Here is a 24,974-nt window from a genome sequence, read left to right on the forward strand (position 1 = left end):
GGTCCTCCACAACTCATGACTTTCGTTCACAGCGACGCAGCTGTCGCCGCCCCCGGCCGGAGCCGGGGGCGGCACCCCGTCCGCCCCCAACGCCGGCGCCGGAAGGATCTGCGCTGGTGGCCGTTCGTAGTGCCGGCGGTAGCACTGACCGTCGCATTCTTCCTTCTTCCCTTCCTCCTCAACATCTATTTCGCCTTTACGAACTGGACGGGCTTCTCCTCGTCCATCAAGTGGAACGGGATCCAGAACTTCATCGACCTCGCGGACACCGGGGTGCTCGGAAACGCGATCCGCGTGACGATCACTTATGCGATCGTCGCGCTGGTCGTCCAGAACACCGTGAGTCTGATCCTCGCGCTCCTCCTGCAACGCACGAGCGCGGTGAACTCCGTGTTTCGCGCGGCCTTCTTCGTCCCGGTGCTGATCTCGCCAGTAGCAGCCGGCTACATCTGGGCCGCGATCCTCTCACCCCACGGTCCACTTAATGCAGCGATCGGAATCGTCATCCCGGGATTCGACTTCGGTTGGATGGGGAACTACGACACCGCCCTGTTCACCGTGGCGTTCATCGACGCATGGAAATGGAGCGGGTTGGTGACGCTCGTCTACATCGCCGGGCTGAACTCCATCCCGCACAGCTTGATCGAAGCCGCCATGATCGACGGCGCGAACAGCTGGCAACGATTCTGGCGAGTGAAGTTCCGTCTACTGGCACCGGCATTCACCTTCAGTGTCGTCTCCACCTTCCTCGGTGCGCTGAGCGCCTTCGACATCATTCAGGCAACGACGGGCGGGGGACCTGGCGACGCCACGACCGTCCTTAACATCGCGATGTACCGGCAGTACGGGATGGGCTTCTTCGGCAGCGCGAGCTCCCTGAGCCTGGTGGTGACGATCCTGGTCGTCGCTCTGGGCCTGCCCTTGATCGCATACCTACGGCGTCGGGAGATCGAAGCATGAGCACACAGCACGTCCGCAGTCGGCTCGGGGCGACTCACCGGACCGCCCGTCTCCGTGAAGGCGGCCGCCTCACCCTCCTCGTGCTCATCGGCATGCCGTGGATCGGGATTCCCCTGTGGCTTCTTCTCGTCAACTCCGCCAAGCCGTACAGCGAGGCCAGTCAGCTCAGTCTCGCGCTCCCTCACCAATGGGCGATCGTCGAGAACTACTCGCGGGTCTTTGTCGAAGGAAACTATCCGGCTGCGCTGCTGAACAGCTTGATGATCACCATCCCCACCCTGGTGTGCGTGATGATCTTCGGGTCGATGGCTGCGTGGGCATTCGCGCGATCCAAGCGGATCAGCATGAAAACGGGCTACACGCTGAGTGTCATGTCCATTCTCCTACCGCCGGCGATCCTTCCGACCATCTACGAGCTGCAGGTGCTCGGAATCGCCGGCGATCGCTTCGGCTACTTCCTGGTCATGGTGGGAACCCGCATGGGGATCGTTGTGTTCCTGGCGACCGGATTCGTAAAGGCGATGCCTGCCGAACTCGAGGAGGCCGCCGCAATCGACGGCGCCTCTAAGCGGCAGATCTATCGCCTGTTGATCCTGCCCAGCCTGATCCCGGTGCTTTTGGTCGGAGGGGTCATCCTGATCATCACGATCTGGAATGAGTTCTTCTTCGGCCTGTTTCTCCTCCACGGATCCGAGAACGCGACCCTCCCGCTCGCTCTCTACCAATTCTCCAGCACTTCGTCCGAGATCCAATCGATGCGGTGGGAACTCATCTTCGCCCACGTTGTTCTAACGAGCCTTCCAGTGATGATCGCCTACATCCTCGTCCAGCGTCGCCTCGTATCGGGCCTGACCGAAGGATCGATCAAGGGATGAGAGCCCAGGTTCGCCACTCTGAAGAAGGAACCGACCGCAGGGGCCGTCCCCTGCTCGTTGGACTGGCTCGTTGCGGAGGCGGGATGTGAACACTGAGCACCGTGGCAGTGAAGAGAGCCAAGGCTCGGGCCCTGATGGCCCGACTACTGACCGCCAAGGAGAGTCATGACGCTCAAGACCCCGCTGCGCCTTCCGACGGACTGGGAACCTGCTTGCTGCGATAGCCCATCGGAGATCAACTACACGACGGAGGACGGATTCCGGCGCTATCGAGACGTTGAATACGCGATCGTCGACGGCTACCGCCCGCTACTCCTTGACCTGATGATTCCCGCTGATGCGAATAAACCCGCGCCTCTGATCATCTTTATTCATGGTGGGGCCTGGCTCGCCGGCAGTAAGAACTTCCGCTCCCGCGATGTCGATGACCGTCGACCTCTCTTTGCGAGACTGTTCGAAGAGGGCTACGCCGTCGCCACCATCCAGTACCGACTCTCGGCAGAAGCGACCTTCCCGGCACAAGTGCATGACGTGAAAGCGGCCACTCGGTGGCTTCGAAACGCCGCTCCAGCACTCGGCCTCGACGCGGATCGGATCGGGTCAGTGGGTGAATCCGCCGGCGGATATCTCTCCCTCTTCCTCGGCTCGAACACCAGCGATCCCGTACTGGAAGGTGAAGTGGGCATGACTGGGCTGTCCTCTTCTATCGCCGCCTCAGTAGCCTGGTATCCGGCCACACGGTTGGACACGTTGCAGGAGGAAACACTCCCCGGCTCGCCGTTCCCCGATCATGGCGCTGCCACATCGCCCTCCTCGCTTCTGATCGGAGTCGCAGTGTCGGAGCAGCCCGAGCTTGCTCGCCGGGCGAGCCCGATAACGCACATCAACCAGGCGACGGCGCCCACGCTCCTCATACATGGCACGCTCGATCAGCTGGTTCCGCACCAGCAAAGCATCGCCTATCACGAGGCACTCCAAGCTGAGGGCGTTCCTAGCGAGCTTCATCTCATCGAAGGCGCTGACCATGGATTCTTCGGGGGCGACGTCGACGCCATCGTTGATCTGACCGTCGCCTTTCTTAACGCCCGACTGTGCCGCGGGCGCGCCCGCGGCACGGAGGAGGTGCACGTGTGAGGGGTGCTGCAGGCCCATTCGCAAGCCACCAGGATGTCGAGGCGGATACCCGCACTGCCGAGGGCCCCGTATCACAAACCCCTCTCGTTCTCCTCGCATACCCCTTCCCGGTGTGCGCTCTGACCATGGCTGATGCCACTCAAGCCCACAAATCCGCCACAACCAAGTGGCACTAGACAAAGGAGTCCAGATGACCGAGACCCTCGCACGGCCACCTTTTGACCCTCAGTTGGAGGCGCCGCTGGCCGTGATCCGTGGGCAGATGCCTGACGTACTTACAACCGATCTGCTCCCCGCGCTCCGGCCGAACTTCGTTACGGACCAGGAAGCGCTGCGGGCGCGCATGACCACGCTAGGCCTGTCACGCCGTGACATCACAGTCCCGGGTCACCTCGGAGACGAGATCGTGTTGACCGTGATCGCACGCAACGACCACACCGGGCGGGGGCCGGGCATCTATCACACTCATGGCGGCGGGATGATGCTCGGTGACCGGCTTGGCGGCGTGGAGGTCTTCTTCGGCGCAATCGAGCGCCACGATGCGGTGTTGGTCAGTGTCGAGTACCGACTGGCACCCGAGTTCCCAGATCCATATCCAGTCGAAGACTGCTTCGCCGGCCTCGTGTGGATGGCGGCGCACGCTAACGAATTGGGCATCGACCCTTCTCGCATCCTGATCGGCGGCGGTAGCGCCGGAGGCGGTCTCGCCGCTGGCGCTGCGCTGCTCGCGCGCGATCGGGGCGGCCCTCACCTTCTCGGCCAGGTTCTAATGTGCCCAATGCTCGATGATCGTGACGCGACCGTCTCCACGAAACAGATAGACGGTGTCGGTCTCTGGGACCGGGCAGCGAACATCGTGGGTTGGACCGCGCTTCTCGGCGATCGGAAAGGCACTCGGGACGTCTCGATCTACGCCGCACCTGCACGCGCGACGAACTTGTCCAACCTGCCGTCAACGTACATCGACTGCGGCAGCGCCGAGGTGTTCCGTGATGAGGACGTGGCCTACGCGACGAAACTGTGGGAGGCCGGTGTTCAAGCCGAACTGCACGTATGGGCGGGCGGCTTCCACGGGTTCGAGATGCTTGCAGACGCCATCGTGTCTCGTGCCGCTACTACCGCCAGAGAAAGCTGGCTAGACCGCGTCCTTAGCTCCTAGAGCGTCTCCTAACCTGGCGGGCAGGGGACTGCTGAGCGTTTAGCGGTGAGATCACTGACTGTCACGAGGATCGGATCCGGCGAGAGCGTGATTATGTCGCCCGCGAGTGGATGATCCAACCTGAGCGCCTCATCCTCGACGCAGACGCACCGCAACGTACACACGCAGCTGTCTCGTTTCGGTCCTATAGATGTCCGGCGCACATACCCCCGTCGCCTCACAACTGCACGTGGGGGAGGAGAGGACTTCGACACGCAGTCGTTACGGCGCGCGCGACAGCCCGAAACAAGCACTTCCTAGCGTGATCGCACAGGCACACTGGGAGGTCCGCATGACTGGCATCGCCACGAACAGCACGTCCACGCACAGCGCGCAGAGCCCCGCGACCGGCGCCGCGCTCGGCTTCCTGCCGGGACGGTGGATCTCTGGGTGGAACGCGGAGGACCGTGAGCAGTGGCGAACCGCCGGCTCTGCGATCGCGCGGCGCAACCTGCGCTGGTCGATCTTCGCCGAGTTCCTCGGCTTCGTCGTCTGGCAGCTCTGGTCGATCGTGGTCGTGGCGCTGCCGGCGGCAGGATTCCACTTCACCGTCTCCGAGACGTTCTGGCTGATCTCGATCCCGAGCCTGGTCGGAGCGACCCTGCGCTTCCCGTACACGTTCATGGTGCCGCGCTTCGGCGGACGCAACTGGACGGTGGTGTCGGCGCTGCTGTTGCTGATCCCCGCGCTCGGGCTCGCGCTGTGCGTGTCGAACCCCAGCACCCCGTTCCCGGTGATGCTCACCGTTGCGGCGCTCGCAGGCCTCGGCGGCGGCAACTTCGCGAGCTCGATGGCGAACATCACCTCCTTCTACCCGCAGCGGCGGAAGGGTTGGGCCCTCGGGCTCAACGCCGCCGGCGGGAACCTCGGCGCCGCTGTCGCCCAGTTCGTCGTGCCGATCGTGATCACCCTGGGAGCCAGCACCACCCTGCATTTGCCTCTCGCGGGTCTCATCTGGGTGCCGCTCATCCTGATCGCAGCCCTCGGCGCCTGGCGCCGGATGGACAACCTCACGAGCGCCCGTGCCGACATCTCGGCTTCTCTGGCCGCGCTGCGCTATCCCGAGCTGTGGCTCATGGCGCTTCTGTACATCGGCACGTTCGGATCCTTCATCGGCTTCTCCGCCGTTTTCCCCAAGCTCATCGCCGACCAGTTCCCCGCCTTCACTGCCTTCCCTGTCGGCGGCGCGATGCTGTCGCTCGCGTTCGTCGGGGCACTGGTCGGGTCGCTCGCGCGCCCCTTCGGCGGACGGCTGGCCGACCGGTTCGGCGGCAGCGCCGTGACGATCGCCGCCTTCGCAGTCATGGCGCTCGGCGCCCTCGCCGTGGTGCTCACCCTGCCGCTGCACTCCTTCTGGCTGTTCCTCGGTTTCTTCCTCCTGCTGTTCGTCGCGAGCGGCGCCGGCAACGGCGCGACATACCGGATGATCCCGACTCTGTTCGCGCTGAGGTCCGGTGTGGACGGCCACTCTTCGTCCGGCGACGCTGCCACCCAACGCGCCGCGGCCGCCGCGCTGGGGATCGTCTCCGCGCTGGGCGCCTACGGCGGGTTCCTCATCCCGCAGGCGCTCGGGCTGTCCAAGGCAGCGACCGGAGGCTACGCCGTCGGTCTCGGCTGGTTCGTGGTCGTCTACGTGATGCTGTGCGGGGTCACGACCGCCGTGCTGCTGCGCGGACGCCGTCGCGGGACGCGGATCTGAGTCGGCCGCGATGGCAACCGGATCCCCGCCCCCGACGGCTCCCGCCTGTTCTGCTGCGGCGGACACGCACTGCCCGTACTGCGCACTGCAGTGCGCCATGACGCTCACCCCGGATCCGGCCGGTTCCGCCCCGGTGCGAGTGGAGGGGCGCACGTTCCCGACCAACCGCGGCGGGCTCTGCAAGAAGGGGTGGACCTCTGCCGCCCTGCTCGCCTCCCCGGAACGGCTCACCACCCCGCTGATCCGCGACGCCGGCGCCCTGCGCCCGGCGAGCTGGGACGAGGCGCTGGCGCGGATCGCGTCGTCGCTGCGCGCGATCCGCGAAGCAGACGGACCCGACGCGGTGGCGGTGTTCGGGGGCGGCGGGCTCACGAACGAGAAGGCGTACCTGCTCGGCAAGTTCGCCCGGGTGGCGCTGGGCACCTCGCGCATCGACTACAACGGCCGGTTCTGCATGTCGTCCGCCGCGGCGGCGGGCAACCGGGCCTTCGGGATCGACCGCGGCCTTCCCTTTCCCGTCTCCGACCTCGACGACGCCGACACGATCCTGCTGCTCGGCTCGAACGTCGCCGCGACCATGCCACCCCTGCTCTCGCACCTTGCGGGCGCCCGCGCCGCCGGTGGCCTGGTCGTCGTGGATCCGCGCCGTTCGCAGACCGCCGAGCTCACGGCGGACGGGGCAGGCGCGCACCTGCAGCCGGCGCCCGGCACCGACCTCGTGCTCCTGCTCGGCCTCGCCCACGTCGTGCTGGCGGACGGACTCGCCGACCACGACTACCTGGATGAGCGCACCGTCGGCTTCGACGCGCTGCGTCGCAGTGTCGCGCCGTGGTGGCCGGAACGGGTACAGGCGGCGACGGGGATCCCCGTCGGCGTGCTGCGGGCGACCGCCCACCGGCTCGCGCGCGGCCATGGCACCTACATCCTCACCGGGCGGGGCGTCGAGCAGCACATCGACGGCACCGACACGGCCACGGCGGCGATCAACCTCGCTCTCGTGCTCGGGCTGCCGGGCCGGCCGGGCTCGGGCTATGGAACGCTCACCGGCCAGGGCAACGGCCAGGGCGGGCGTGAGCACGGGCAGAAGAGCGACCAGCTGCCGGGCTACCGCAAGATCGCCGATCCCGCGGACCGGGCGGCGGTGGCGGCCGTCTGGGGTGTGGATCCGGACAGCCTGCCCGGGCCGGGCGTTCCGGCCGTGCCGCTGCTGGGTATGCTCGGACGGCCCGGGGGCGTTCGCGCCCTGCTCGTGCACGGCGCGAACGTGGTCGTCTCCGGACCGGACGCGCACGCGGTCATGGCGGGGCTGCGCGCGCTCGATCTGCTCGTCGTGAGCGACTTCGTGCTCTCGGAGACCGCCGCACTCGCCGACGTCGTGCTTCCGGTCACGCAGTGGGCCGAGGAGGAGGGCACCCTGACGACGCTCGAGGGGCGGGTGATCCGCCGCCGCCGCGCGCTGCCCCCGCCGCCCGGGGTGCGCAGCGAGCTGGAGATCCTCGCCGATCTCGCCGCCAGGCTGGAGGCGCCGTCGGAGTGGCCGACCGATCCGGCGATCGTGTTCGCGGAGCTCGCCCGCGCCTCCGCAGGCGGGATCGCGGACTACTCAGGGCTCAGCCACGCGCTCCTCGACGCCCAGCTCGCCGCGGGGGTGGCCGCGCACTGGCCGTACCCCGCAGGCTCCGACGGCACGCCGCGGTTGTTCGCCGAGCGGTTCGCGCACTCGGACGGCCGGGCACGGCTCGTGCCGGTGCAGCCGCGGGAGCACGAGCCAGAGGCGCTCGACGAGCCGCTCTGCGGCGCGACGATGGGCGCGGGGACCCGTTCGATGCTGCTCACGCTCATCACCGGGCGCCTGCTGGAGCACTACCAGTCCGGGGCGCAGACCCGTCGGGTCGGCGAGCTGACCGAGGCGCAGCCGCGTGCCCGCGCCGAGATGCACCCCGCGACGGCGGCCCGCCTCGGCGTCGCGGACGGGGATCCTGTCGTGGTTCGAAACCGGCGAGGGCGTGTCGTGGCCGACGCCCTTCTGACCGAGCGGATCCGCCTCGACACGGTGTTCCTGCCGTTCCATTTCACGAACGAGGAATGCGTCAACCTGCTGACGGCCGCGGTGACGGATCCGGTCTCGGGCATGCCGGAGTTCAAGCGAACCATGGTCGTCGTCACCCCGGCGGTCGGAGAGAACGGAGCCGCATCCGTGAACGCCGAGCGGGTGCAGGCATGACGGCCCCGCTGCGGACCGTGCTGATCGGCTACGGACCGGTCGGCGCCCGCTTCGTCGAGGAGCTGTTGCCCGCGGTGACCGCGGGGCGGGTGTCGCTCACGGTGCTGGGTGCGGAGGCCGAGGATGCCTACAACCGCGTGCTGCTCGCGGAGTACGCGGTGGGCGCCGCCTCACGGACGCGCCTCGAGATCGCTGACACCGCCGCGGCCCGGGCGGCAGGAGTGCGGATCAGGCTCGACGAGACGGCGGTCGCCGTCGACCGCGCCGGGCGCGTGGTGCGCACCTCGGACGGGGAGGAGATCGGCTGGGACCGGCTCGTGCTGGCCACGGGCGCGCGCGCCAACGTACCGACCCTCGGCGGTCTGGAGCACACGCGGCACGAGCGCAGCGCGACGCCCGTGCGCGGTCGGGACGGCGGGCGCCGGGCGCTGCCCGCGGGCGTGCTCGCGCTGCGCGACGTGGCCGACGCCGAGGCGGTCGCGCCGGTAGTCGCCGGGGGTGGGGCGATCCTTGTGCTCGGGGCAGGGGTGCTCGGCATGGAGTTCGCGCTGCTCGCCGCCGAGCACGGGGCGCGGGTCACCGTGGTGCACCACGGTGCGGCGCCGATGGCCCGCAATCTCGACGAGACCGGCGGCCGCATGCTCGCGCGTGCCGCCCGAGCGGCGGGCCTGCGGATGGCGGCGCACGCGCGCGCCGAGACCGTCGAGCTCAGGGACGCCCCGGGTGGGCCCGTGTTCGACGGCATCGTGTGCGCCGACGGCACCTACCTGCGCGGCGACCTGCTCGTGCTGTCCTGCGGTGTCGCGCCCCGGGTCGAGCTCGCGCTCGCCGCCGGCCTCGCGTGCGCGACCGGTGTACTCGTCGACCCGGATCTGCGCAGTTGGACGGATCCGGACGTGTTCGCGATCGGCGACTGCGCGCAGGTCGCCGATCCTGAGGAGGCCGACGCCACGGGGCGCGTGCCAGGGGCGCCGAGCGGTCTGATCGGACCCGGATGGCGGCAGGCCGCCGCCGTCGCGAGCCGACTGCACGCCGAGTCGGCCGGATTCGCGGTCGGCGCGAAGGCGACCGTCGCGCGGCACGAGCGCCCCACGGCGCTCATGCTCAAGGCGACCGGGATCGATGTGGTGTCGGGCGGGGCGTATGCGGCCGAGCCGTGGGACGCCGACGCCGAGGTCAGCGTGTGGGTGGACGCCGCGCGGGGCGCGTATCTGAAGACCGTCGTCCGCGACGGCGTGCTCGCCGGGTTCGTCTCGGTCGGCCTGCCCCGGGCCGGCGCCGAGCTCACCCTGCGCTACGAGCGAGGAATGGGCCTCGTCGCAGATCCGGCGGCGCTGCTGCGGCTCGACGCGGCCGATGCCGGCACGGCCGTGGCCGCCGATGACCCGCTCGGGCCCGATGCGACCGTGTGCTGGTGCAACGGCGTGACGGCGGGTCGCATCGCAGACGCGGTGGCCGACGGGTGCGGCACCGTCGATGAGGTCGGCCGCTGCACGCGCGCCGGCACCGGGTGTGGGGGTTGCAAGGGACGTATCGCCGCGCTGCTGGCGGTGGTGCCGGCGGGGTGAGAGCCGGCGCGATCCGGTCCCTGGGCTTGTCCAAGGGCCCGGGTCAGGGGGGAGCGCTTCGACAGGTTCAGAGACCGGCAGGCTCAGACGTCGAGCCGGTAGCCGCGCTTGACGACCGTGGCGACGAGGCCGGGGGTCGCGAGGCTCTGCCGCAGCCGGCTGAGCGAGACCTCCATGGTGTGTTCGTCGCCGTCCACGGATCCGGAGAGCTCCCGGCGGGAGACCACCGCGCCGCGGGCGGCGACCAGCGCGCGGAACAGCGTCACGGAGGTGGGGGTGAGGCGCACCGGCGTGCCGTCAACGACGGCGACGCTGCCACGCAGCTGGACCTCGCCGTGCCGGGTCTGCACGCGCTGCGTCGCGCGGTCTTCGAGGTGCTCGCACACGAGCCGGATGAGCGCGCCCATCCGGTAGCGATCCGGCTGCAGCACCGGGATGCCGACCGCTCGCAGCGGCGCGGAGGTCACCGGGCCCACGCTCGCGGCCACCACGTCCCGCCGCAGCGCGTCAACCACCTCGTCGTGGCGGCTGCGGGCCAGGGCGGCGATGAACAGTCCGTCCACCGCAGGGGCGCTCGTGAAGGTGACGCCGTCCAGTTGCCGGGCCGCGATCGCGTCGATGAGGCGGGTGATCCGCTCGTCGTCGTCCTCGGCGTTCGACCAGGTGTATGGGGCGACCGTGAGCACGTGCATTCCGGCCTGCGCGAGCCGCTCCAGTTGCGCGTGATCGGTCTGGCCGTGCAGCTGCACCGCGACCGTGGTGCCCGCTCCGAACTCGGCGACGGCCCTGTCCACCAGAGACGCCGTCGTCTCCTCGTCGCTCATGCCCTCGTCGTCGAGCCCCGCCGCGCGCACGGCGCCCCGCGCCTTCGGGCCGCGCACCAGGATCGTCGCCGCGGACAGCGAGTCCTGCAGCGCTGCGCCGAGCCCCGCCGCATCGGCGACCTCGAACCAGCGCCGCATTCCGTAGCTGGTCGTCGCGAGGAGGAGATCGGGGTGCGCGGCGACGATGCTGCGGGTGTCGTCGATGACAGGACCATCGTCATCCGCATGCCGCATCCGTACGGTGGGAGCGTGCAGCACGGACGCTCCGCGGCGCTCGAACGCGTCGATGAGGTCGGCCGAGCGACGATCGCTCGTCACGCCGATCCGGAAGCCGGCGAGCTGGTCCGGACCGAAGCCGGACACAGGATCGATGCGTTCGGACGGTGTCATGGGGCATCCCCCGCGAGTGCGACGGCGTCCGTGAGCAGCGCGACGGCCTCCCGGTCCCCGTGAACGGCGAGCCGGACGACGTCGCCCACGACGATCACCGCGGGGGACTGCACCCCGGCGTCCTCCGCGGCCCCGCGGATGCCTGCGAGGTCGGAGACGGTGGTGCGCTGGTCGGCGGTGAATCCGCGTTCGACGATCGCGACGGCCGTGCCGGGATCCATGCCGTGGCGCAGCAGACCGGCACTGATCGACGGCAGGTTCGAGACACCCATGAGCACGACGATGGTACCGCCGAGGCCGGCCAGGTGCTCCGCCTCGGACTCCGTGAGCGGTGCATGCCCGGAGACCACCGTAAACAGCCGCGCGACCCCGCGGTGCGTGACCGGGATGCCGGCGGACGCGGGCACCGAGATCGCGCTCGTCACCCCGGGGATGACCTTCACTGGCACGCCGGCCGCCCGGCAGGCCGCCGCCTCCTCGCCGCCGCGACCGAAGACGAACGGATCCCCGCCCTTGAAGCGCACGACCGCGGCGCCTGCGAGCGCGTGGTCGATCAGGATCCGCTCGATCTCCTCCTGCGGGATCGCATGATGGCCGGGGCGCTTGCCGACATCGACCAGCTCCGCCTGCGGCGCGAGCTCCGCGAGCAGCGCGTACGGCGCGAGCCGGTCGAACAGCACGACATCGGCGTCCCGCAGCGCCCTGACCGCGCCGACGGTGAGGAGGTCGGGGTCGCCCGGACCGCCGCCGACGAGGGCGACCGACCCGACCGCGGCCGTCACGATCGCCCCTCCGCGGGCATCGCGTCGGTGCGCAGCGGGATCGTGGCGCCGGCGATCGACACGACGCCGGCCGCGCGCTCCGCCGCGGTCGCCGGGCGGAGCTGTCCCCGCTCGGCGACGCGCGCGATGGACGGATCCGCAAGAGCCGGCTCGTTCACGAAGGAGCGGAACCGGCGCAGCCGCTCCGGGTCGGCGAGCGTTGCCGCCCACTCGTCCGCGTAGGTCTCGACGTGCTGCGCCACGGCCGCCTCGAGCTCGGCGGCCAGGCCGAGTGAGTCGTGCACCACGACGTCGCGGACGTGGTCGAGGCCGCCGTCCAGATCCTCCATCCAGCGCGCGGTGCGCTGCAGCCGGTCGGCGGTGCGGATGTAGTACATCAGATAGCGGTCGATGTAGCGCACCAGCGTCTCGTCATCCAGGTCGGATGCGAGCAGCTGCGCATGGGCGGGCTGGAAGCCGCCGTTGCCGCCGACGTAGAGGTTCCAGCCCAGATCGGTCGCGATCACGCCCACGTCCTTTCCGCGCGCCTCGGCACATTCGCGGGCGCATCCGGAGACGCCGAACTTGAGCTTGTGCGGGCTGCGCAGGCCTCGGTAGCGCAGCTCCAGGGCGATCGCCATCCCCACCGAGTCCTGCACGCCGTACCGGCACCAGGTTGATCCGACACAGCTCTTCACGTTCCGCAGCGCCTTGCCGTACGCCTGCCCCGACTCGAAGCCGGCGTCCACCAGCCGACGCCAGATGTCCGGCAGCTGGTCCAGCCGTGCGCCGAAGAGGTCGATCCGCTGTCCGCCGGTGATCTTCGTGTACAGGCCGAAGTCCTGCGCGACGCGGGCGATCACGCCGAGTTTCTCGGGGGTGATCTCGCCGCCGGGGATGCGCGGCACGACCGAGTACGTGCCGTCCTTCTGCATGTTGGCGAGGGCGCGGTCGTTCGTGTCCTGCAGCGGGCCGCGACCGCCGTCAAGCAGATACTGGCCGTGCTGGGTGGCGAGGATCGATCCGACCGCGGGCTTGCAGATGTCGCAGCCGCGCCCGCGACCGAGGCGGGTGATCGTCTCGTCCCAGCTCGTCAGCCCCAGAACACGGACGGACTCGAACAGCTCCTGCCGGGACAGGTCGAAGTGCTCGCACAGCGCGTGCGAGACCGTGGCGCCGGCGGCGGTGAGCTCCGCTTCGAGCAGCTTCTTCACCAGCGGCACGCAGGATCCGCACTGCGTGCCCGCGCGGGTGCAGGTCTTCAGCTCTCCGAGGTCGTGGCAACCGTCGCCGACCGCGGCGCGCACCGTCCCCGCGGCGACGTTGTTGCAGGAGCACACCAGCGCGTCGTCTGGCAGCGCGCCGCTCGTGGGCGGCTCGGCACCGGCGGCGGAGAGGTACGCGGCCGGCTCGGCGTCGAGGGTCCGACCGAGCAGCGGTCGCAGACCGAGGTAGGGCGTGGCGTCGCCGACGAAGACGCCGCCGAGCAGCGTGCGGGCGTCGTCGCTCACGACGAGCTTCTGGTACAGCCCGCGCGCGGGATCCGCGTACACGATCTCGAGGGCGCCGGGATCGCGGGCGAACGCGTCGCCGAAGCTCGCCACGTCGACGCCCGACAGCTTGAGCTTGGTGGCGTCGTCGATCGTGGTGAAAGCCGCATCGCCGCCGAGCAGCCGGTCGGCGACAGTCTCGGCCATAGCGTTGGCCGGCGCGACCAGGCCGATCGTGCGGCCGTCGATCGCAGCGACCTCGCCGATGGCCCAGATCGACGGATCAGCGCTGCGGCAGGCCTCGTCCACGATCACGCCGCCGCGCGGCGCGGTCTCGATCCCCGCCGCCGTGGCGAGTTCGTCGCGCGCTCGGATGCCGATGGCGAACACGACGATGTCGGCCGGAACGCTGCGGCCGTCGGTGCAGAGCACCTCGACGGGGCGGCCGCCAGCGCCGAGCACGATCTTCTGCGGCCGGGTGCCGAGGTGCAGGTGGACCCCGCGGGCCGCGATCAGCCGCCCCAGGGCCTGGCCCGCGCCCTCGTCGAGCTGGGCCGACATCAGCCACCCGCCGGAGTGGATGATCACGGCGTCGGCACCGAGTGCGGCGACGCCTCCTGCAGCTTCCAGTCCGAGAAGACCGCCTCCGGCCACGGCGACGCGCGGAGAACGGCCCAGCTCGTCGCGGAGTGCCGCGACCTCGGCAACGAGGGCGTCCACGTCGTCGATCGTGCGGTACACGCGGGCGGCCGCAGCACCGGGGATCTCGGGCACAGGGGCGGAGGATCCAGTCGCCAGCACGAGATCGTCGTAGCCGAGCACGTCGCCGGTCGACGTTGTCACTGTCTTCGCGGCGCGGTCGATCGCCTGCGCCCGTTCGCCGACCCGCAGGGAGACCGCGGCGTGCTCCCAGCACGACGCCGGATCCAGCGTGAGATCGACGGATCCGTCCGCGAGCCGCTTGCTCAGCTGCACCCGGTCGTACGGAAGATACGGCTCTTCCGCGACGACGGTGATGCGGTGCGCGGCGGCCGGCTCATCGGCGAAGCGCGATAGCAGGGCCTCCACGAGCCGGTGGGCGGCGGGGCCGCCTCCGACGATGAGCGTGTTGCGGGACGTCATGCGTGCCCCCTCCAGTTCGGTGGTTCCCGAGCGTAAGAGCAGGCCGTTTCCCCGCCATTTCGATGATGTAACCGACGCGTGACGACCACCGCACAGGCCTGCCAGGCGCCTGTGAGAGGAGATTCACATCCCTGACATACGGCGCGAGCACAAACGAAACACACGCGTTCTAGCGTCATCTCATGACCACGATCACGCAGACCCGCCCTCGTGCCGTCTCCACCCGGTCCGTTCCGTCGGACCCCACCTGGGAGCGGGTGTGTCGCGTTGACGACCTCGAACCCTCCTGGGGCGAAGCGGTGCTCATCCGGATGCGTCAGATCGCCCTGTTCCTGCTCTCACCGCGTGAGGTGTACGCGGTGGAGCACACCGATCCCGCGGCAGACGGCGCACCGGTGATGGCGCGAGGTATCGTCGGCTCCCGGGGTGATCGCCCCACCGTCGCCTCGCCCCTGCACAAAGAGGTCTACGACCTCGGCACAGGAGAGTGCTTGACCGATCCTGCTCTGTTGCTGCGCACATTCCGCACACGCATCGTCGGCGGTTTCATCGAGATCGAACTCAGCGAATGACCGGCACCCACGGTACATAGACGCGTAGAGTCTGGAAGGTGCCTCTCTCCCGCGGCTCTCTCCTCCCCTGGCGCGCGGGAGAGAGGTTAAGACTGAGGTGGGCGGGTTGGATTTTCAGATTCCAACCCGCTTGGCGGGGACCTCATGGGGCATAGCCCGTGGGAGCCGACCCCAGGGGTGGGCCGGCACTCGCGCAACGAGATCCGCACCACACTTCGGCGTGTAGCCCTCACACCTCTAGGGGCGCCCCGAGGATCCGACGGCCTAGATCCAGGCGTCCGTGCGGTTCTCAAGTCGCTGCACGGCGCCCTGCCAGATCCAGCAGCGCAACCATTCCTCGTCGACGGGGACCGCGACGCCCACGGCGTCAGGGGTCCATCGGAGGATCCGGACGACGCAGCGCACGTCGACGTCGCCGAACCGCACCCAGGCATGACCCCACATCGCGGGCGTGCGCGGCGCGTGCGTGATGGGAACGGTGTGGGAGCGGATCTGGATGTCGGTGAGCGACTGTAGCGGCCCCGCCTTGCGGGCCTTGCGCAGCTCGTTCTCCTCGGCCCGCTGTGCGGCCAAGTACGGGTAGCGCTTGTTAGTGCCCACGGGGCCCGCGATCCGGACGCCGGCGCCGGCGCGCGATCGCGAATCCTGGCCTACCATCCTTCATCTCATTAGTATAAAACTACGATTTTCAGGCGATAGAAGAATATCCGATATCGAATATTATATCAGGTCAGGGGTTTCCGCGGTCTCGGCCTATGTTCTTGTCCGATGGACGCGCGCCGCCTGGGGGGTGGAAATCCTGGACCCGGCGACCATGCCAGCTCTGTCCGCCCTCCCCTCCGGGCTAGGAGACGTAGGGCCGCGAGATGCGTTGCGATGGCAGCGTCAAGCGCCATGGCGACGGATGCGAGGTTCGCGGTGAACTTGGCTGCGAACACTTCTCCGTCGGCGAGACGTTCGATGTCTGACGCGGCGATGCTTCGTTTCACCGATGGGTGTGTGAGTCCGCTGATGAAGGCCCACATTCCTTGTGTATGGTTCCCGCTGATGCCGACGATCTCACTGGATGCGCGAACGATAGGCCCGAATCCCGGAAGGCCTCGGTTGATGTCCTCGAGTGCGATCCCAGAGTCGGCGGCATACTCCCGGAGTCGCTTCTTCTGCGCCCGCGACCGTTGTGAGTTCTCCCGCCGGTGCTTGGCGTGATCGCCCTCGCCCGCCCCGATGCCATGGACGAGGTCCTCGAGACGCTGCGCGGCTACCCGGGCGCCCGCGTCGGCGTCAGCCCGCCGTTCCCCGCGCGCACCGATGCGCCGCGGGCGCTGCGGCTGGCCCGCGCGGCACTGGCGACGACGGCCCGCAGCGTGACGAAGGTGCGCGTGTTCAGCGCGAGCCCGATCGCGGCCATGATCGCCGCGGATCCGCACGAGGCCGAGCGCCTCACCGACGACGTGCTCGGCCCGGTCCTGCACCTCGCCGAGAGCGACCGCGACGTGATCCTGGAGACGCTCGAGACGTACATCGACACCGGCGGATCCGCGGCCGACGCGGCGGCGCTGCTGCACTGCCACCCCAACACCGTGCGCTACCGGCTGCGGCGGATCGAGGAGCTCACCGGGCGCAGCTTCACCCGCCCGAACGACATGGCCGAACTCGCCGCCGCGGCGTACGGACTCGAGCTCACCCGGATCGCGCAGCACCGCGGCACCTGAACCGACCCGCGCGACATGCCCGGGACGCCGGTGCGGTGACGGAGAATTGAGGCAACCCCTTCTCTCCCCCGACCGAGGACCTGCGTGAGCGACTCCCTGAACGCCGTGGGCCGCTACGTCCGCGCACGACGCGACGTGGTCCAGCCCGAGGACGTCGGACTGACCCGGCAGCCCGGGAGAAGGGTTCCGGGCCTGCGGCGTGAGGAGGTCGCCGAGCTCGCGGGCATCAGCGCCGAGTACTACCTGCGCATCGAGCAGGGACGCATCGGCCGCCCGTCCGAGCAGGTCCTGGCGGCCCTCGCGCGCGCCCTCCGCCTCGACGACGAGTCGATCGCGCACCTGGACCGTCTCGTCACCGGCCGACCCCACCGGCCGCACGTGCCCGACGCCGGAGCCGCCGAGCGCATCGCGCGCACGCTCTCGCGCTGGTACCGCACGCCCGCGTACATCTCAGATCCGCATCGCGACATCGTCGCCGCGAATGCTCTGGCCACGGCGCTGGGACACGGGGGCCTCGCCGTGGGCTCCAATCAGATCGCCGGCCTCTTCAACGACCGCATGAAGAGCACGCTCCGGGAGTGGGAGGAGATGACCCGGTCCGCCGTGGCCACGCTCCGCCGCGACGCGCATCCGGATTCCCCCCGCCTGGCGGAGCTCGTGACCGAGCTCTCCGCGGATCCGGACTTCGTGCGGATCTGGGGGCGCCACGACGTCTCGGGCCCGGAGGACACGACCTTCCACATCGTCATCGAGGGATTCGGCGACGTCGCGATCGATGCCCACAACTTCGCCGTGCGCAGCCTCCCCGGCTATCAGCTCACCGTGCTCTCCGCCGGGCCCGGGGGGATGGCCGAGACGCTCTTCGCGGGGCTCGCCGCGTCGGTGCCGCTCTCGTCGGGGCCGACGCCGCCGACGGCCCCGACGAGCACCGCGGCGCCCGAAGGGTAGTACTACGCGGGCCTCCCTCCCCGATGCGCCCTCGCCCTAGCGTGTGTCTCGCGGCAGCGCGGCGATCCGTCGCCGTGCGCGTCGCGCCCCCTCCCCAGGAAAGGACACACGATGCCCTACATCACCACGCCCGACGGCACCGAGATCTACTACACCGAGCTCGGCGAGGGCCGCCCGGTCATCTTCAGCCACGGGTGGCCGCTCAGCTCGGACGCCTGGCAGAAGGAGCTCAAGCTCTTCGCCGACGCCGGCTACCGCGCCATCGCGCACGACCGCCGCGGCCACGGCCGCTCGGCCCGCACCTACCGTGGCAACGACATGGACACCTACGTCGCCGACCTCGCCTCGCTCGCCGAGCAGCTGGACCTGCAGGACATCCTCCTCGTCGGCCACTCCACCGGCGGTGGCGAGGTCGTCCGCTACGCGGCCACCCGCGGAGCCGGGCGCGTGTCGAAGGTCGCCACTGCGGGCGCGGTCCCGCCGATCATGCTCCAGTCCGCCGCCAACCCGGAGGGCACGCCGCTGGAGGTCTTCGACGGCATCCGTGCGGGAGTCCTCAACGACCGGTCGCAGTTCTACAAGGACCTCGCCGAGACGTTCTTCGGCTTCAACCACCAGCCGGAGAAGCGCTCGCAGGGGCTCGTCGACGACTTCCAGCGCCAGGGCATGATGGCAGGCCTCAACGCCGCCTACGACTGCGTGAAGGTGTTCTCCGAGACCGACTTCACCAAGGACCTGGAGGCGCTCGACGTCCCGATCCTGATCGCCCACGGCGACGACGACCAGATCGTCCCCATCGCCGCGGCGGCCGAGAAGGCGATCACCCTCGTCTCGCAGGGGACCCTGAAGGTCTACGAGGGCGCGTCGCACGGGATCTGGGGCGACTACCAGGTCGCCCTCGACGACGACATCCTCGCGTTCTTCGCGGAGTGACGCCGAAGCGGCGGGGGTTTCGGGACCCCCGCCGCTTCCACCGCGATCCGGTGCGCTCAGGAGGATCCGGCGCGCTCAGGCAGTCTCCGCCGCGTCCTCCGCGGGCGCGATGCGCACGAGCATCTTGCCCGTGTTCGCGCCGCGCATCATGTCGAGGAACGCGTCGACGGTGTTCTCGATCCCGTCGACGATCGTCTCGTCGTACGCGATCCTCCCCTCGGCGAACCAGGTCGCCATCTTCTCCTGGAACTCGGGCGCCAGGCCCAGGTACGCCGCGAGCGTGAAGCCCTTCAGGGTCAGGGCCCGCGTGATGATGTTGGCAAGGTTGTCCGGCCCCGGGGTGCGGTCGGTCGTGTTGTAGCCGGCGATCGCACCGCAGAGCGCCGCGCGGCCGCCGTCGTTGAACACGTCGAGCGCCGCCTCCAGATGATCCCCGCCGACGTTGTCGAAGAACACGTCGATGCCCTCCGGAGCGGCGGCCGCGAGCTGCGCCCGCACGTCGCCGTCCTTGTAGTTGAAGGCCACGTCGTAGCCGTACTTCTCGGTCAGCAGCGCGACCTTCTCGGGAGTGCCCGCCGAGCCGATCACCCGGCCCGCGCCGAGGAGCTTGGCGATCTGGCCGACCGCCGTGCCCACCGCGCCGGCCGCACCGGAGACGAACACGGTGTCGCCGGGCTTGAGCCCCGCGATCGCGGTGAGCCCGACGTACGCGGTGAGGCCGGTCATCCCGAGGATGTGCAGGCGCAGCGAGGACGAGAGGCCGGGCACCTCGGGGACGGCGCGGAAGGTCGATGCGTCGGCCTGCACCACGTCGGCCCAGCCGTGCTGGTGCAGCACGAGCGTGCCGACCGGGAGCTCGGGGGCCGCGGAGACGACCACCCGCCCGATCGCGCCGCCGGTGATCGTCTCGCCGAGGGCGAAGGGCGGCACATAGCTGCGGACGTCGTTCATGCGTCCCCGCATGTACGGGTCCACGGAGACGAACTCGTTGCGCACGCGCACCTCGCCGGTTGCGGGGGCCTCGTAGACCACCTCCGCGGTCTGGAAGTCATCGGGCGTCGGCCAGCCGACCGGACGCTGGGCGAGCTGGATCTGGGTGCTCAGGGCAGTGGACATGGAACTCCTTCGTGAGGGGGATTCGGATGGGTCGGGAAGTGCGGGCGAGGTCAGAGCACGAGGCCGATCACGAGGAGGATCGCGGCCACCGCCGGGATCACGCCCTGCGTGAGGGCGGCGCCCCGCTTGTCCGGGCTGGACAGCAGGAGCACGAGCGCCGCGGCGGCCATCGACCCCACTCCGACGAACACGAGGGTGGCGCCGACGACCGGGGCGCCGACGGAGAAGAAGACGATGCCCGCGAAGACCGCGATCGCGAGGAACAGGTTGTAGAACCCCTGGTTGAACGCCATCGGCTTCGTCGCCCGCGCCTCCTCCTCGCTCATGCCGAACGTCGCGCGCACCCGGGGCGTGGTCCACGCCACCGACTCCATGACGAAGATGTAGACGTGCACGAGCGCCGCGACTCCGGCGAAGATCAGACCTGCGACGACCACGATGGGACTCCTCTGCGTGAAACCTTTTCTGTAACGACCTGTCCAATATATACTGGATCAGTCATTACAGAAAAGGGCGACCATGGCACGCACGCAGAGCTTCGACCGCGACACCGTGGTGCGCGCGGCTCGCACGCTGTTCTGGACCGTCGGCTACGAGAGCGCGTCGATCCCCGAGCTCGAGACCGCGACCGGCCTCAGCCGCTCCAGCATCTACAACGCGTTCGGCTCCAAGCGCGGCCTGTTCGACGCCGCCGTGCAGAGCTACCTCGATGAGGTCGTCCGTCCGCGGCTGCGCCCCCTGACCGGCGAGACCGTCGCACCGGGCGCGATCATCGACTATCTGGAGGGTCTGCGCGACGCGTTCGGCACCCTGACCTCGATGCCCGCATCGCACGGCTGCCTGCTCGTGAACGCGGCGGGTGCGCCGATCGCGCAGGATCCGAAGGTCGCGCAGGTGATCGCCGACTATCGTGCGGAGCTCCGCGACGCCTTCGACCGCGGGGTGCGCGCGCTTGCGCCCCACCTCGACGTCGCGGATCGCGAACGCCGGGTCACCGCGATCACGAGCAGCGTCGTCGCCGCGTTCGCGCTCGCGCGGATCGACCCCGCCGAGGCGGCGCGCGGCATCGCGTCGGCGATCGAGCTGGTCGCGCTCGAGACCGGGGCGGCTGCGCGCAGCTGACCGCGGCGTCGGTGCGCTCCACTGCGGTCAGGTCGACCACGACCGCCCGCAGCGCACCCGGATCAGATCCGGTCGAGCCCTTCCTTGCGGCGCTCGTCCTGCGATCCCTCGTCGTCGACGCCGCCCGTCTCGTCGAACGCCTCGTCGCGGTGGTGCTGCCGGCGCTCCTCCTGCTCCTGCCGGTCCTCGCGCAGCTCGTCGTTCTTGTCGTGACCCATCTCGTCCTCCTCGTCCGCGCGCGTGACTCGCGCTCAGGGACAGGATCCTCCACCCGCCCCGGATCCGCACGGGTTTCTGTGCCGGCGACAACCAGGACGAGCCCGTGCGCCATCGCCCGACTGCTATGTTCGGCACAGCATCACCACCGGCGCCGATTTCGAGGACTTCCATGAGCGATCCCCAGCCCCCCGCCCCTCAGCCCGAGCCCGCGCACGGTGCCGCCGCCTTCCCGCCGCCTCCGCCGTCTGGCGCGCCCGCGCAGCCGGTCCAGCCGGCCCCTCCGGCGCAGGCCCCGCAGTACGGCGAGTACGCACCGCCCGCACAGGCCGCGCCTCCGGTTCCGCCGTACGGGCAGCCGCCGCAGCCGGTTCAGGCCCCGCAGTTCGGCGAGTACGCGCCGCCGGCGCAGGTCGCGCCTCCGGTTCCGCCGTACGGGCAGTACGGCGCGCCCACGCCTCCGGTTCCGCCCGCTCCGGGGTACGTGCAGCCGGGAGCGCCCTCGGCGTACCCCGGCGCCTGGACCGCCGCGCCCGCCGCGGTGCGTCCCCTCCGCGGCGTCGGCGCGACCGCTCGCTGGCTGATGCTCGTCTACGCAGCGTTCTCCCTGATCACGATCGCCGTCGACGCCTGGGGCATCGGCGCACTCACCGCGTACGACCAGGGGTCCGCGGGCATCGAGGCGCTCAACGCCTACGACGCCGTCTCGATCCCTCTCTCCATCGTCGCGCTGATCGTGCTCCTCGCCGCAGCCGTCTTCTGGGTGGTCTGGCAGTACCGGGCCGCAGCCTCGCTGCCGGCGGGATCCCTTCGCCGCTCCCCCGGCTGGCACGTCGGATCGTGGTTCATCCCGATCGTGTCGCTCTTCTTCCCGTTCCAGAACGTGTCCGACCTGGCCCGCGCCTCGCAGGCACGGCTGACTCCCGGAATCCGCGGCGCCTGGTGGGCGCTGTGGATCTCGGCGAACTTCGTGAGCGCGGGCGCCAGCCGGCTGATGACATCGGCCGACTCGACCGCAGCGCTCAGCGGAGCGCTCGGAGCCGCGATCCTCGGCGAGGTGCTCGTGATCGGCGCGGCCGTGCTCGGCGGGATCGTCGTCTCCCGCATCACCGACGCGATCGATCCCGCGCGCCGCTGACCCGCGGACCTCGCCGCTGCGACGCACGTCCGGCATCCCAGTCAGGCGTCACACGTCCGGCGCCGTCGGATCCCACCCGGATCCGGCTCGACTAGTGCCCGATGCCGAGATGCGCAAGCCCGTGGGACTCCGGGCGGCGAGCACGTAGCGTGCGCAGGGTCAGCGCAGGCGGATCCGTCCGCCTGCGGATCCCGTCGAAGAAGGAGTCCCATGAACGCCCAGGCGACGACAACCCCGAAGAACCGCCGCAAGCCCTCCCGCGGAGCCGCGCGCACCGCGGAGGAGAACGCCGAGAAGGGCTTCGCCGCATCCCAGAAGCTGAGCGACAGCATGCAGCGGGTGCTGGTCGACCTCATCGAGCTCTCGCTGCAGGGCAAGCAGGTGCACTGGAACGTGGTCGGCACGAACTTCCGCGACACGCACCTCCAGCTGGACGAGATCATCGAGGCCAGCCGGCTGTTCGCCGATACGGTGGCCGAGCGGATGCGCGCCCTCCACGCGCTCCCCGACGGCCGCAGCGACGTGGTCGCGGAGACCACGACGCTGCCCGAGTGCCCGCACGGCGAGATCGCGACCCGCGACGCGATCGATCTCATGACCGAGCGCCTCGACGGCGTCGCCGCCACCTGCCGCGAGGTGCACGACCAGGTGGACGAGGAGGATCCCACCACCGCCGACATCCTGCACACGATCCTCGAGCGGATCGAGCAGCTCTCCTGGATGGTCAGCGCGGAGAACCGCACCCCGAAGTGACAGGGGGCGGCTGCGTTCAGCGACGCGTCATCCGCGCTCCCGACACCACGACGAGCAAGCCGGCGAGGGCGCTGAGACCGATGAGCACCGTGACCGGCGACCAGATGCTCAGTGCACCGGCCGCGAGCAGCGGGGGCAGCGTCATGCCGGCGTAGGCGATCAGGAAGATGGCGGCGAGCGCCTCGCCCCGTCGTTCGGGCATGGCCGCCGACGCCGCGGTGGTCAGCGCGTTGCGGAACAGGATCCCGATGCCGGCGCCCGTGGTCCCCGCTCCGATCAGGAAGAACGACAGGGACGTCAGCACGGCGCCCGCTGCCACTGCGGCGAGGCCCAGCACCGCGAGGACGATCGCGAGGAGCAGCTGCGCGCGCGCCGGCACCGTCGTGGTGAGGATCTGCGCCGCCGCGGCGGCCATGAAGAGGATGAACGGCGCCACGCCCACCAGCAGCGGCGAGTGCACGCCGAGCACCCGCCCGAGGAACGTCGACGAGAGTCCCATGAAGGTGCCGAAGACGGCGAAGGCGCCGAAGGCCGCCGCGGCCGCCGACCAGAAGGCCGACCGACCCGCCGCCGGGACGGCCACCCGCTGCGGCCGGTACGCGGGCCGCTCCTCGCGCCGCTCGACGGTCTCCGGCACGAAGGCCACGACGACCGCCTCCACGGCGAGGAGGACGGCGAAGATCGCGTAGGGCGTCACGAGCGGGCGCGCCGCCCAGGTGGCGACCACTCCGCCCACGAGGGGACCGAGCGAGATCCCGCCGAGGTTCGCGAAGGTCGACACGAGGGCCGAGCGCCCCGCAGGGCGGCCGGCGGCGGCACCGAGCTCGGAGAGGTGCGCCGTCGCGGTCGCGGTCAGGATGCCGACACCGAGCCCGCAGACGAAGCGGGCGATGATGAGGCCGGTCACGTCGGTCCACACGAGGAAGAGGACGGCGGAGAGCACGTTGATCAGCAGCGAGCCGAGGATCACGCGCCGGCGGCCGAGCCAGTCGGAGACGTGTCCCGCCAGGTACAGGCTCACCATCACGCCGACCGCGTAGGACACGAAGATCACCGTGAGGACGATCGTCGGGAAGCCGTCGCGCTGCTGGTAGATCGCGTAGAGCGGGGTGGGGATCGCGCAGAACGCCATCTGGGTCAGGAACGCGACGGCGATGATCCAGAAGCCGGCGTGGTGCGGGAGGCGCCGGGCGGAGGGAAGGGCGAGGGATGCTGTCGTGGTGGTCACGGCTCCATGCTCGCCGCCCGACGTCATCGAGTCCAACGGTTATCATTGATCACTGCCATCGTTCTCATCGATGACTAGGAGCCTGCATGGACACCCGTCAAGCCGAGTACGCGATCGCCGTCGCCGAGGAGCTGAGCTTCACCCGGGCCGCGCAGCGCGTGTTCGCCGGCCAGTCGACCGTCTCCGCCGGCGTGCGCGCGCTCGAGAAGGAGCTGGGCGCCGCCCTGTTCGAGCGCGATCAGCGCGGCGTGCGGATCACCGCGGCCGGAGAGGCCGTCCTTCCCGTCCTGCGTGAGCTCGCCGACGCCGAGGCGCGCGCCAAGGCCGCGGCGGATCCGCGAGGCGAGCTGCGGGGGCTCCTGCGCATGGGCATGTTCACGAGCATCAGCTCCATGGCCGTCCCGCGCGTCATCGGGGCCTTCCATCGCGCGAACCCCCTCGTCGAGCTCCGCCTGCGCGGCACGTCCGGCGGATCCGGCGAGCTCGTGGAGTCGGTGCGCCGCGGCCGGGTGGATCTGAGCCTGTTCGGCCTGCCTGCATCGGCGGCGTCCGGCCTGGCCGTGCACCGGCTCGCGACCACGCCGTACCGCGTCGTCCTCTCCGAGGACCACCCGCTCGCGCAGCGGACGGAGATCGAGGTGGCCGAGATCGCCGCGGAGCACTTCGTCGACACACCGGTCGGCTTCGGCAATCGCGACGTCCTCGACTCCGCCCTCGCCGCACGCGGCATCGTCCGCGACATCCGCGCCGAGGTGACGGAGACGAGCGCGATCCCGGTGTTCGTCGCCACGGGCCTCGGGATCGCGATCCTCCCCGAACTGATCATCACGCCCGTCGACGGCGTCGTCACCGTGGCCCTCGCCGAGCCGATCGAGTGGGATCTCAGCATCATCAGCCCCCGCTCTCCGAGCGCCCCGGCCGCGGCGCTGATCGAGGAGTTCCTGGCCGCCTATCGCTGAGGGGCCGGCGATCCGTGCCGGACGGGTCGACG

The 24,974-nt window shown here is 70.1% G+C and carries 22 protein-coding genes and 1 pseudogene; 15 read left to right on the forward strand and 8 right to left on the reverse strand.

Annotation, left to right across the window (positions count from 1 at the left end; translation table 11 throughout):
- The first annotated feature begins 15 nt into the window (after window positions 1-15).
- From RL72_RS08465 to RL72_RS08495, 7 genes are all read left to right on the forward strand, one after another.
- On the forward strand, window positions 16-960 hold the full coding sequence (locus RL72_RS08465; protein ID WP_082072267.1) for a carbohydrate ABC transporter permease: 945 nt from the start codon (window positions 16-18) through the stop codon (window positions 958-960).
- The gene (locus tag RL72_RS08470; RefSeq protein ID WP_082072268.1) at window positions 957-1,835 is read left to right on the forward strand and encodes a carbohydrate ABC transporter permease; all 879 of its coding nucleotides are present in this window, start codon (window positions 957-959) and stop codon (window positions 1,833-1,835) included. Before RL72_RS08465 ends, RL72_RS08470 begins: the two co-directional genes overlap by 4 nt.
- A gap of 165 nt (window positions 1,836-2,000) precedes the next feature.
- Window positions 2,001-2,969: an alpha/beta hydrolase gene (locus RL72_RS08475; protein WP_052674274.1), complete on the forward strand. Its 969-nt coding sequence runs from the start codon at window positions 2,001-2,003 to the stop codon at window positions 2,967-2,969.
- Window positions 2,970-3,159: 190 nt separating this feature from the next.
- Entirely contained in the window at window positions 3,160-4,128 is a 969-nt protein-coding gene (locus RL72_RS08480) for an alpha/beta hydrolase (RefSeq protein WP_045250391.1), read from the forward strand.
- Between the two features lie 331 nt (window positions 4,129-4,459).
- Complete coding sequence (locus RL72_RS08485) at window positions 4,460-5,866, forward strand: MFS transporter (protein WP_082072269.1); 1,407 nt, start codon at window positions 4,460-4,462, stop codon at window positions 5,864-5,866.
- 97 nt (window positions 5,867-5,963) lie between these two features.
- Window positions 5,964-8,090, forward strand: a complete 2,127-nt coding sequence (locus RL72_RS08490; RefSeq protein ID WP_248700422.1) for a molybdopterin oxidoreductase family protein — start codon at window positions 5,964-5,966, stop codon at window positions 8,088-8,090.
- A complete protein-coding gene (locus tag RL72_RS08495) occupies window positions 8,087-9,658 on the forward strand; it encodes an FAD-dependent oxidoreductase (RefSeq protein ID WP_045250393.1) in 1,572 nt (523 codons plus the stop codon). Before RL72_RS08490 ends, RL72_RS08495 begins: the two co-directional genes overlap by 4 nt.
- A gap of 83 nt (window positions 9,659-9,741) precedes the next feature.
- On the opposite strand, the gene RL72_RS08500 is transcribed toward RL72_RS08495, so the two are convergent.
- From RL72_RS08500 to nirB, 3 genes and pseudogenes are all read right to left on the reverse strand, one after another.
- Window positions 9,742-10,872 (reverse strand): uroporphyrinogen-III synthase, encoded by a 1,131-nt coding sequence (locus RL72_RS08500; RefSeq protein ID WP_045250394.1) that lies wholly within the window; start codon window positions 10,870-10,872, stop codon window positions 9,742-9,744.
- Window positions 10,869-11,645: pseudogene (cobA, locus tag RL72_RS08505) on the reverse strand (uroporphyrinogen-III C-methyltransferase); the annotation flags it as partial. The gene RL72_RS08500 and the pseudogene cobA, both read right to left, overlap by 4 nt.
- A gap of 5 nt (window positions 11,646-11,650) precedes the next feature.
- The gene (nirB, locus tag RL72_RS08510; RefSeq protein WP_045250395.1) at window positions 11,651-14,245 is read right to left on the reverse strand and encodes a nitrite reductase large subunit NirB; all 2,595 of its coding nucleotides are present in this window, start codon (window positions 14,243-14,245) and stop codon (window positions 11,651-11,653) included.
- Window positions 14,246-14,427: 182 nt separating this feature from the next.
- On the opposite strand from nirB, the gene nirD reads away from it, so the two are divergent.
- Complete coding sequence (gene nirD / locus RL72_RS08515) at window positions 14,428-14,817, forward strand: nitrite reductase small subunit NirD (protein WP_045250396.1); 390 nt, start codon at window positions 14,428-14,430, stop codon at window positions 14,815-14,817.
- Between the two features lie 264 nt (window positions 14,818-15,081).
- Here the strand turns inward: nirD and RL72_RS08520 are convergent, their stop codons facing one another.
- Window positions 15,082-15,417 (reverse strand): hypothetical protein, encoded by a 336-nt coding sequence (locus RL72_RS08520; RefSeq protein ID WP_045250448.1) that lies wholly within the window; start codon window positions 15,415-15,417, stop codon window positions 15,082-15,084.
- 602 nt (window positions 15,418-16,019) lie between these two features.
- On the opposite strand from RL72_RS08520, the gene RL72_RS08525 reads away from it, so the two are divergent.
- From RL72_RS08525 to RL72_RS08535, 3 genes are all read left to right on the forward strand, one after another.
- Window positions 16,020-16,529 carry a PucR family transcriptional regulator gene (locus RL72_RS08525; protein ID WP_139168288.1) on the forward strand — a complete coding sequence of 170 codons (510 nt, stop codon included), beginning with the start codon at window positions 16,020-16,022 and terminating at the stop codon, window positions 16,527-16,529.
- An 84-nt stretch (window positions 16,530-16,613) separates the two neighbouring features.
- Window positions 16,614-17,477, forward strand: a complete 864-nt coding sequence (locus RL72_RS08530) for a helix-turn-helix domain-containing protein (protein ID WP_045250397.1) — start codon at window positions 16,614-16,616, stop codon at window positions 17,475-17,477.
- Window positions 17,478-17,588: 111 nt separating this feature from the next.
- On the forward strand, window positions 17,589-18,410 hold the full coding sequence (locus tag RL72_RS08535; protein ID WP_045250398.1) for an alpha/beta fold hydrolase: 822 nt from the start codon (window positions 17,589-17,591) through the stop codon (window positions 18,408-18,410).
- Between the two features lie 75 nt (window positions 18,411-18,485).
- Here the strand turns inward: RL72_RS08535 and RL72_RS08540 are convergent, their stop codons facing one another.
- Together RL72_RS08540 and RL72_RS08545 are read right to left on the reverse strand one after the other, a co-directional pair.
- Complete coding sequence (locus tag RL72_RS08540) at window positions 18,486-19,526, reverse strand: NADP-dependent oxidoreductase (RefSeq protein ID WP_045250399.1); 1,041 nt, start codon at window positions 19,524-19,526, stop codon at window positions 18,486-18,488.
- Between the two features lie 50 nt (window positions 19,527-19,576).
- Entirely contained in the window at window positions 19,577-19,963 is a 387-nt protein-coding gene (locus RL72_RS08545; RefSeq protein WP_045250400.1) for a DUF1304 domain-containing protein, read from the reverse strand.
- A gap of 82 nt (window positions 19,964-20,045) precedes the next feature.
- Between RL72_RS08545 and RL72_RS08550 the strand changes: the two genes are divergently transcribed.
- On the forward strand, window positions 20,046-20,648 hold the full coding sequence (locus tag RL72_RS08550; RefSeq protein ID WP_045250401.1) for a TetR/AcrR family transcriptional regulator: 603 nt from the start codon (window positions 20,046-20,048) through the stop codon (window positions 20,646-20,648).
- Window positions 20,649-20,710: 62 nt separating this feature from the next.
- Here the strand turns inward: RL72_RS08550 and RL72_RS19800 are convergent, their stop codons facing one another.
- Window positions 20,711-20,866 carry a hypothetical protein gene (locus RL72_RS19800; RefSeq protein ID WP_156156744.1) on the reverse strand — a complete coding sequence of 52 codons (156 nt, stop codon included), beginning with the start codon at window positions 20,864-20,866 and terminating at the stop codon, window positions 20,711-20,713.
- A 170-nt stretch (window positions 20,867-21,036) separates the two neighbouring features.
- On the opposite strand from RL72_RS19800, the gene RL72_RS08560 reads away from it, so the two are divergent.
- Together RL72_RS08560 and RL72_RS08565 are read left to right on the forward strand one after the other, a co-directional pair.
- The gene (locus tag RL72_RS08560) at window positions 21,037-22,002 is read left to right on the forward strand and encodes a DUF6264 family protein (RefSeq protein ID WP_052674277.1); all 966 of its coding nucleotides are present in this window, start codon (window positions 21,037-21,039) and stop codon (window positions 22,000-22,002) included.
- A 210-nt stretch (window positions 22,003-22,212) separates the two neighbouring features.
- Window positions 22,213-22,755, forward strand: a complete 543-nt coding sequence (locus RL72_RS08565) for a Dps family protein (protein WP_045250403.1) — start codon at window positions 22,213-22,215, stop codon at window positions 22,753-22,755.
- Between the two features lie 16 nt (window positions 22,756-22,771).
- On the opposite strand, the gene RL72_RS08570 is transcribed toward RL72_RS08565, so the two are convergent.
- Complete coding sequence (locus RL72_RS08570) at window positions 22,772-23,983, reverse strand: MFS transporter (RefSeq protein ID WP_248700423.1); 1,212 nt, start codon at window positions 23,981-23,983, stop codon at window positions 22,772-22,774.
- Between the two features lie 86 nt (window positions 23,984-24,069).
- Here RL72_RS08570 and RL72_RS08575 point away from each other — a divergent pair, with 86 nt between their 5' ends.
- Window positions 24,070-24,942 carry a LysR family transcriptional regulator gene (locus RL72_RS08575; RefSeq protein WP_045250405.1) on the forward strand — a complete coding sequence of 291 codons (873 nt, stop codon included), beginning with the start codon at window positions 24,070-24,072 and terminating at the stop codon, window positions 24,940-24,942.
- Window positions 24,943-24,974: the final 32 nt, after the last annotated feature.

This window comes from Microbacterium azadirachtae, from assembly GCF_000956545.1.
Classification (GTDB): Bacteria; Actinomycetota; Actinomycetes; order Actinomycetales; family Microbacteriaceae; genus Microbacterium; species Microbacterium azadirachtae.

What these genes read in the sequence shown, in the direction of transcription:
- RL72_RS08490 (WP_248700422.1), top strand. Translation starts at nt 5,964, where the DNA reads ATGACGCTCACCCCGGATCCGGCCGGTTCCGCCCCGGTGCGAGTGGAG.
- RL72_RS08475 (WP_052674274.1), top strand. Translation starts at nt 2,001, where the DNA reads ATGACGCTCAAGACCCCGCTGCGCCTTCCGACGGACTGGGAACCTGCT.
- RL72_RS08470 (WP_082072268.1), top strand. Translation starts at nt 957, where the DNA reads ATGAGCACACAGCACGTCCGCAGTCGGCTCGGGGCGACTCACCGGACC.
- RL72_RS08500 (WP_045250394.1), bottom strand. Translation starts at nt 10,872, where the DNA reads ATGACACCGTCCGAACGCATCGATCCTGTGTCCGGCTTCGGTCCGGAC.
- RL72_RS08480 (WP_045250391.1), top strand. Translation starts at nt 3,160, where the DNA reads ATGACCGAGACCCTCGCACGGCCACCTTTTGACCCTCAGTTGGAGGCG.
- RL72_RS08550 (WP_045250401.1), top strand. Translation starts at nt 20,046, where the DNA reads ATGGCACGCACGCAGAGCTTCGACCGCGACACCGTGGTGCGCGCGGCT.
- RL72_RS08575 (WP_045250405.1), top strand. Translation starts at nt 24,070, where the DNA reads ATGGACACCCGTCAAGCCGAGTACGCGATCGCCGTCGCCGAGGAGCTG.
- RL72_RS08565 (WP_045250403.1), top strand. Translation starts at nt 22,213, where the DNA reads ATGAACGCCCAGGCGACGACAACCCCGAAGAACCGCCGCAAGCCCTCC.
- RL72_RS19800 (WP_156156744.1), bottom strand. Translation starts at nt 20,866, where the DNA reads ATGGGTCACGACAAGAACGACGAGCTGCGCGAGGACCGGCAGGAGCAG.
- nirB (WP_045250395.1), bottom strand. Translation starts at nt 14,245, where the DNA reads ATGACGTCCCGCAACACGCTCATCGTCGGAGGCGGCCCCGCCGCCCAC.
- RL72_RS08540 (WP_045250399.1), bottom strand. Translation starts at nt 19,526, where the DNA reads ATGTCCACTGCCCTGAGCACCCAGATCCAGCTCGCCCAGCGTCCGGTC.
- RL72_RS08535 (WP_045250398.1), top strand. Translation starts at nt 17,589, where the DNA reads ATGCCCTACATCACCACGCCCGACGGCACCGAGATCTACTACACCGAG.
- RL72_RS08560 (WP_052674277.1), top strand. Translation starts at nt 21,037, where the DNA reads ATGAGCGATCCCCAGCCCCCCGCCCCTCAGCCCGAGCCCGCGCACGGT.
- RL72_RS08495 (WP_045250393.1), top strand. Translation starts at nt 8,087, where the DNA reads ATGACGGCCCCGCTGCGGACCGTGCTGATCGGCTACGGACCGGTCGGC.
- nirD (WP_045250396.1), top strand. Translation starts at nt 14,428, where the DNA reads ATGACCACGATCACGCAGACCCGCCCTCGTGCCGTCTCCACCCGGTCC.
- RL72_RS08465 (WP_082072267.1), top strand. Translation starts at nt 16, where the DNA reads ATGACTTTCGTTCACAGCGACGCAGCTGTCGCCGCCCCCGGCCGGAGC.
- RL72_RS08485 (WP_082072269.1), top strand. Translation starts at nt 4,460, where the DNA reads ATGACTGGCATCGCCACGAACAGCACGTCCACGCACAGCGCGCAGAGC.